This is a genomic window from Herpetosiphon gulosus (assembly GCF_039545135.1).
GTDB classification, from domain to species: Bacteria; Chloroflexota; Chloroflexia; order Chloroflexales; family Herpetosiphonaceae; genus Herpetosiphon; species Herpetosiphon gulosus.
This window is the reverse complement of the sequence record NZ_BAABRU010000035.1, coordinates 23,446-30,475: the sequence shown is the minus strand read 5'-3', so window position 1 is coordinate 30,475 and position 7,030 is coordinate 23,446. Positions and strand designations below refer to the sequence as shown.

Annotated in this window: 5 protein-coding genes; 2 read left to right on the top strand and 3 right to left on the bottom strand. The window is 49.3% G+C overall.

Annotation, left to right across the window (positions count from 1 at the left end; genetic code table 11):
* Window positions 1-203: 203 nt before the first annotated feature.
* The 3 genes from ABEB26_RS24720 to ABEB26_RS24710 form a co-directional block, all read right to left on the bottom strand.
* Entirely contained in the window at window positions 204-1,538 is a 1,335-nt protein-coding gene (locus ABEB26_RS24720) for a DUF3344 domain-containing protein (protein WP_345724762.1), read from the bottom strand.
* Window positions 1,539-1,665: 127 nt separating this feature from the next.
* Window positions 1,666-2,109: a gamma-glutamylcyclotransferase family protein gene (locus ABEB26_RS24715; protein ID WP_345724761.1), complete on the bottom strand. Its 444-nt coding sequence runs from the start codon at window positions 2,107-2,109 to the stop codon at window positions 1,666-1,668.
* Between the two features lie 12 nt (window positions 2,110-2,121).
* Window positions 2,122-2,781 (bottom strand): cyclase family protein, encoded by a 660-nt coding sequence (locus ABEB26_RS24710; protein ID WP_345724760.1) that lies wholly within the window; start codon window positions 2,779-2,781, stop codon window positions 2,122-2,124.
* Between the two features lie 51 nt (window positions 2,782-2,832).
* On the opposite strand from ABEB26_RS24710, the gene ABEB26_RS24705 reads away from it, so the two are divergent.
* The gene (locus tag ABEB26_RS24705; RefSeq protein WP_345724759.1) at window positions 2,833-3,393 is read left to right on the top strand and encodes a hypothetical protein; all 561 of its coding nucleotides are present in this window, start codon (window positions 2,833-2,835) and stop codon (window positions 3,391-3,393) included.
* A 178-nt stretch (window positions 3,394-3,571) separates the two neighbouring features.
* Entirely contained in the window at window positions 3,572-7,030 is a 3,459-nt protein-coding gene (locus tag ABEB26_RS24700; RefSeq protein ID WP_345724758.1) for a hypothetical protein, read from the top strand.

The following is a 7,030-nucleotide window of genomic DNA, read 5'->3' as shown; positions in this document are numbered from 1 at the left end:
GCGGTGTGGATTAACCGCCCAGTCGGGCCAGCTGATCCGTCGATCGCGGTGGCATTGCGCGAATAATCCTTCTTTAATCGTCCGTTTGCTCCGTTGTCATCTGTTTCACCGTGCTTGACACATTCCGAAGCTTTGAGCTAGCGCAGGCTAAAAGCCAACAGCCGGGGCAAAATCTCGGCTGTTGGCTTTTAGCCCCAATATACTTATTGAGCTGAACGAATTGCGATTGGCAAGAAGGCTCGCCATAGGCTTGGAGTGGGAGTATTAGTAGCTGTGCTCGTTGGGGTATGAGTTGGGTTACTCGTTGCGGTTGCGGTAAGCGTTGGTGTGTTGGTTGCGGTAGCTGTGTTTGTAGGCGTACTCGTTGCAGTCGCAGTATTGGTTGGTGTATTGGTGGGTGTATGACTGGGCGTAATGCTAGGTGTTGGGGTATCGGCAACCAACGAAGTGATCGCTAAAATGAATCCCCCAACGAAATACATATCGCTAGTGGAACCTGTGGTAATGCTGGCTGTGGTTTGGCCTGGGCTAGTCAATGCTGATACATCAAAGGTATCAAGGTCAAACCCACCCATACTATTGGCTGATCCCGTTAGTTGTGGCAAATCACCTGCGGTTGAAACTGGATTACCTAAATATGAGCGCGTGCTATTCAGAATATTATTGGCGGGGTTTTGAGCATTGCTAACACTATTGCCATTAAACAGCAGTTGGTCACCTGCACTTGCGTTATCACCCTCATAGCCAACAATCGTAAGGTTGGTTGTGCTGCTGCTTGGAATAGTGAAGCCACTCAATGTGGTTGTAATTGAGCTGCCAATTAATACTTGATCCAGCCCATCGTGGAGAATGATTGTTCGATTGGGTTGGTTGGTATCGCTATACATTACTACCAGCCACCAGGCGGCAAAAGCGTTGGTATCATTACTGTTGATAAGCGGATTGGCGAGAATCCCACTGGTACGATAGGCTCCAGAGCCATGAGTTTGAACGTAGCTGGTGACATCTGCCACTGCTTGATAAAATGAATTTGGATTTATAACTGTGCTGATTGGGGTGACGTTCTGACTATTGCCGCGATTAAATTCAAGTGTAGCACCAGTTGGTGCTACGCCACCCCAACGTGCCCCCCAATATAAGTAGGCATGGGTTACGCTGGCTCCGACTGGAATATTGAGCATTGCACTACTCCGAGCCTGTGCATTCGTTATGGCGGTATTCGCTTCGGCTTGGCTTGTGATAGGCGAATCGGCTCGCCAAAAAACGTCAATGCCTGAATCGCTCGTATTCGTACCACACGCACCAACTGCGCCCACCACTGGAGCGGGAACGCCCACCGCACAATCATGGCCTAGCGTATTGCCAATCGTGATAACCCCGCCTCGTTGGGTCAGATTGAGCCGTGGTTCAACCGCTGGTGTGATTTCCTTAGCCACCGAAGGCTTGAGTAAACTGCTCGTTATTCCAAATGTACTAAGTAGTAACACGCTGCTAATGAGCCGAATTAATCGATTTAATGAATATTGAGTTGCTTGCATCAACGAAAACTCCTATGTGCCCAATATCTGGTTAGCTACTTCTGATTAATTATGGCTCAAGCAGCGATTAATTACCATAGTGCTTATGCCGCTATTTAGGCTGAGCGTTATGGATCTAAGGGCTTGTTTATTCTGGTCTACCTGCCTGTTCTTGGTTCCAGCGCACCCAATCGCCGTGGGTAATTTGATGATCATTGGTTAAATACTGGGTAACTCGCTCACTGGCATAATACATCCAAGCTAGGATTTGCTGATCTCCAACGTTCACATAACGCGCAACCCGTAAATACCAACTGTTGCCATTAGGCCGAAATTGCTCTAGCTCATCGATTTCGCGCATGACCGTTTCATAGAGTGCTGGCTCAATTTCAACCAATGTACCGATCACACTACCTTTGCCGACAATCATATAGGGGTAGCGATTGGCATAGAGCTGATGTTGCTGCACAATCGCGGGAGTTTCGCTACGAGTTTTGCCTGCGAGGTAGATTTTCCAGTTATATTCACCAGTGCGTAAGGTTCCATAGACAAACAATGGCAAGGGTGTTTCGTAAGCTGGTTGGTCGCTCATTGTCCTATCCTTTTAATCGATCCGAGCGTAGGCTCGAACTGGAAATGTGCCAAATTGTTTAACTTTAACTGGAACTGCCGAAAAATGGAAGCCGCTGCTTGGCAATTGATCAAGCTGGCAAAGATGTTCAACAATTGGGATATTGTTACCGAGTAAGATGGTGTGCACAGGTCGTGTATTCGTGTCAGTGTTATCAATATTATAAGAATCGATACCAACCAGAGTGGCTTGCGCTTGAACCAAATATTCGGCTGCTGCCGCCGTGAGGTAGGGATGACCCTCGAAATACTGGTCTGTACGCCAGTGTTGTGACCAATTGGTATTAACTAAAACGGCCTTGCCTTTGAGATCCAAGCCAGCAAAGGCTTCAGCCTCGATCGCCCGTCCGTTAGCGAGATCATGGCGAATTAGGACTGCCTCAAGCTCGGCAATTTGGGTTAACGTTAATTCCGATAAATCCTTGCCATCGGCAAACCGATGAAATGGGCTATCAAGATAGGTTCCGGTATTAGCAACCAGCTCAATTTTGCCAATGTGAAATTCAGTTCCCTCGGCGTAGTTGTTGCGCGATGCCTCGCGACTGAGAAAATCGCAGATAATTGGCGCTGGAAGACCCTTGTAGGTAATCATGCCAGCTTCAACAATATGGCTAAGATCGATAAATTGGGCCATAGAATTATCCTCGCAAAACCTTGAATGAGTTGAGTATAGCATGGGTGAACGATGACGCTTCAGACGAGTTTAAATTGCTGGAAACATCATGCGCGTTGGGCGCTTCAGGCCTTGACCACACTCCAAAGCGACGATCAATCAAGCTTATTGGCAGCCCTACAAAAAATCGGCAATTCGCAGATGGATTTATATCTTGGTGATCTAAGCCTAGCAGATATCGATAGCCAAATCATTGCCCAACTGCAACAGCGTGGGATTGATGACCCTACTCGCTATGCCGAATGGTTGGCAAGCAACGGCCAGTATCAACTTTTAAACCTCGATGATAGCTCAGAATGGGTGTTGCGTTGGGGTGAAATTGACCAGCAGCGGGTGCATTTGCATCCTGCTCGTTATAGCCCATTGAGTGTGCGGGTGCGTGCTCCGGTGTTACGTTCAGCCTATGCGATCATCGTTTGGCAGCGTTGGTATGGTGGCGATCTGTTTGATCTGCACTTGATTAACCGAGTGCGCACGACTTGGTTGCAACTTAGCCCAATTGCCAAATTGCCGCCAAATGATGGCCTAGCGGCGCTATTGCGCTTACTACACCAGCTAAATCAACCAAATTGACCTCAATTAGCTCCAAAAATTCAGCAATTCGATTATTCCAACGTTTTAGTAGTAGCAATGGCTGCGTAGCTACCCTCTAGGCTATTTCAAGCGGCTGGTGTAACCCGTAATTTGCCCGTGATCGCGTCACAACAAGTTTGGTAGGGCAAGTTCCTACCATAATTTCGGGGATGGGATAATGAATAGTGTGTTGATGGTTCCGCTGTATCTTGATGCCTTGGTGCTGCCGACTGAGCAGGCCGTCGCTCAAGCAATGACCGATTTTAGTCGTTTGCCTTATAGTAATGGTCAACGTGATATTAATGCTGATGTTGCCAATGTTAGCGAAGAGATCGTGCGTCAGCCATTCGCTCAATCGACCCTCAAGGCGGGGGTGCATTTACACTGGGCGTTGCCCGATAGTCTAACGCGGGGGACGCAAGTTGGTACAACCACCAATTTTCCGAGTGTGCCCAATCGTTGGTTGGTGTTGCGGGCGCGAGGTGGTGGCAATACGCCCTTGCAGATTGAAGAACAATGGATTGTCGAGAGCGATTATCTTTACCCTGCTGGGCAATTTGCTAGTAGTGTGACTACCCCAGTTGCTGCCGAGGGCAATCAACAGCCGTTTCGCTATTTGGGGCGGCGCATGCCCTTTTCAATCTGGCAAGAGCACGATCCCCAAGCTGAATATTTAGACCAGCTGACTGCCGTAGGTTATGGTGAGCCAACGTTCGCGGCGTTTTACCCCAATTGCTATAGTGTGTTTGGCTTCTACGACGATAGCTACACCGACGATGTGCCCAGCGATTTGCAATACCTTGTGCTTGGTTGGTACAACGATATTACCCAAGATGTTGTGCATAGTTTGGTCAATAGTTTGCAAGGAAGCAGTAATGCTGAATTAAGCGCAGCGTTGTTGGCCCAATTGGGCTGGGCAGTAACTGTGCCTGATGGCAGCGATTTCCCGGATGCCCTGTGCTGTTATTGCCAAATTCAATTAAGCAATCCCGCCGCTGCACCTATTCCAACAACCCCATTGCAAATTGCCGTTGGCAATACTGGTACGGAAGCGCTTTCGGCCTTTTTGGCCAATACGATCAACCCAAGCCAGCCAGCCGCAATCGAAGATCATTTAGAAGCTGTGTTGATGGCCTCGTTTCTTGATCAACAGTATCTTGATGTGGGAGCCAGCTTTTTAGCCGCCCGCCATGAAAAAAGTTTCAACGCGATTCCAAGCGGTTCGTTGTGGTCGGTTCGCCCACAATCAACCAGTGGCAGCGCCGATTCGGCCAATGCAACCGTCTTGGTGAGTTTGCCTGAGAGCTTGGCCCATCAACTCAATCAATTAAATAGCCTGCAACATGAGTATGATCGGGCACTTGAACTAATCGAGCAACAACGCGAACAGTTGTTTTTTGATTGGTACAAATATATGTTGGCGGCTTATCCACCAGCTGAGAGCCGCGATGATTTTCCCGATGTCGATTTGGTGCGCTATTTCGTTGAACAAAAAGATCTTGTGCCGTTGGCAAATTTGTTGAATAGTGCTGGCGCACTCAGTTTGCAATGGGATGAGGTTGGCAATGTAATCGCGGCCTCGGCGGGTAATTCGGCGAGTAATGCGATTGCCAGCGGTCTGGCTCAGCAAATAAATTTGGTTTTGCAAGCAGTCGCCGATTTTAATGCAAGCGCCGATGTTCAGGCTGTTAATCAACAATATCTGTTGTTAATTATGGGTGGGCCGCGCTATTGGCAGCCCAACGAGCCTGTGCTGCTGCTCTCCGGTGCTGCGCTTGAACCAACCGATCGCCATGGCAGCGACGGTGAATTAGCCTGTCAATATGCCGCCAACCTGAGCTTGCACCCTATGAATGCGAGTGTGGTTGAGCAATTGGCCAATGCTGTGGCGGCGATCAAAGCCAATGCCACCCCGCAGCAAGTGGGCTTTTTTAGCTACGACCAAGCGCCGTGGAATCCGATTTTGCTGGAATGGGGCGTTGAAGTCTTTCCTTTGGATCATCATAGTAATCTCGACCCCAACACCAGCGCTTACAACCCCGATTTTATCTTCAGCAACTATAGCTTAGCCGAAAATGCCGTTGATTTAGCAATTTTGCCCAGCCAAGTGGCGATTGCCCCGGCGGCCAACTTGTATAGTGGTTGGAGCATTCTTTCATCACGGGCTGAAACTCAATATCAACAACAACTCAACAGCTACTTAGCCCAATATCCCGATGATACGACGGTGCAACAGGCCGCCGCCTTGGTCAACGATCCCAATTTTCATTGTTTGGCCCAGTCGTTGGGTGGTTTCAATCAAGCCTTGTTAATGCGCAAACAAACCTATCAATTGGCCATGGCCGATCCGTTGGGATTTAGCGATTATCAGGCTTGGACTGACCAAGTTGCTAGTGCAGTCGCCAATCATAATCGTAGTGCGCCGCGCATGTTTAGCGATTTCAACCCGATTCGTAGTGGGGCTATGCGCCTCAATCGTTTGCGATTGGTTGATAGTTTTGGTCAATTACGTGATGTTGCCGCCGAGCAAATTATTCGTACCCAGCAAATGACCACCGCTGGCAGCGATTATCTGATTTGGCTGTCGCCACGCTTGATGCAGCCAGCCCGCGTGAATTTGCGCTGGCTTTCGGCCAATCAAGGCGATATGGAGATGAATGACGCGCCGATTACCACGCCAATTTGTGGCTGGGTTGTGCCGAATAATCTTGATGGCAGTTTGATGATTTATGCAACCTCGGGTGCAGCGCTGGGCTTTATCGATTCGCAAGTGCGTTGGCAATATGTACCAGGTGGGCCGAATGTCGAGCCTGCGGCAATCGGAAATCGCTATTTACGCCAAATGGTGCAGTATCTTTTGCAACGCACCAGTGACTTTTTGCGCGATTTTATTGTAACGATCGATAACGCCCTCGACACAATCGACCCCGAAAATGCTGCTGCTCACACCGATTTGGCCTTGCTGCTGGGCCGCCCAATTGCCTTGGTGCGCACCTCGCTCGATTTGGAGTTACAAGGAGCGCCAGCAATTCACCAAAGTTGGAGCGCCCTACGTCTCGATTTGCAGCAAACCAGCCGCGACGACGATGGCTTTGCGGAAGTCGAATTTCCCATTCGCATCGGCGAATATCAACAATTAAATGATGGTGTGGTGGGCTATTGGCAAGAACTCAGCGATGGTAGCTATGCCGACAATATTTTCTATGCGCCGCAAAGTAGCGATCTGCCAGTTGACGACCCGCTGATTCGTACCCACGACCAAGCCGATATGGCGATTATGCAAACGGTCAATGCGGCTCCGCGCTATCTGACGATGCTGTTTGATCCACGTGGAAGCGTCCATGCAACCAGCGGCATCCAGCCAGTCAAGGCGATTACGATTCCCGCCGATCAATATGCTGATGCCTTGGGTGCAATTGCGATTACCTTCCTGACTGCGCCAATTTTGACCAATCAGGGAGCGATTAATTTGCCATTGCCAGTTGAGGCGGGCTATCGTTGGAGTTGGCTCGAACAGCCAACCAGCGAATGGCAAGAAACCAGCGAGATTGGCCAAGTTAGCCCCAAAGCCACTTTTGAAGCACCGCAAACCTTGCACGATGGTTGGCTCAAACTTAGCCCAACCAACGAGAATTAA

What these genes read in the sequence shown, in the direction of transcription:
- ABEB26_RS24720 (WP_345724762.1), bottom strand. Translation starts at nt 1,538, where the DNA reads ATGCAAGCAACTCAATATTCATTAAATCGATTAATTCGGCTCATTAGC.
- ABEB26_RS24710 (WP_345724760.1), bottom strand. Translation starts at nt 2,781, where the DNA reads ATGGCCCAATTTATCGATCTTAGCCATATTGTTGAAGCTGGCATGATT.
- ABEB26_RS24705 (WP_345724759.1), top strand. Translation starts at nt 2,833, where the DNA reads ATGACGCTTCAGACGAGTTTAAATTGCTGGAAACATCATGCGCGTTGG.
- ABEB26_RS24715 (WP_345724761.1), bottom strand. Translation starts at nt 2,109, where the DNA reads ATGAGCGACCAACCAGCTTACGAAACACCCTTGCCATTGTTTGTCTAT.
- ABEB26_RS24700 (WP_345724758.1), top strand. Translation starts at nt 3,572, where the DNA reads ATGAATAGTGTGTTGATGGTTCCGCTGTATCTTGATGCCTTGGTGCTG.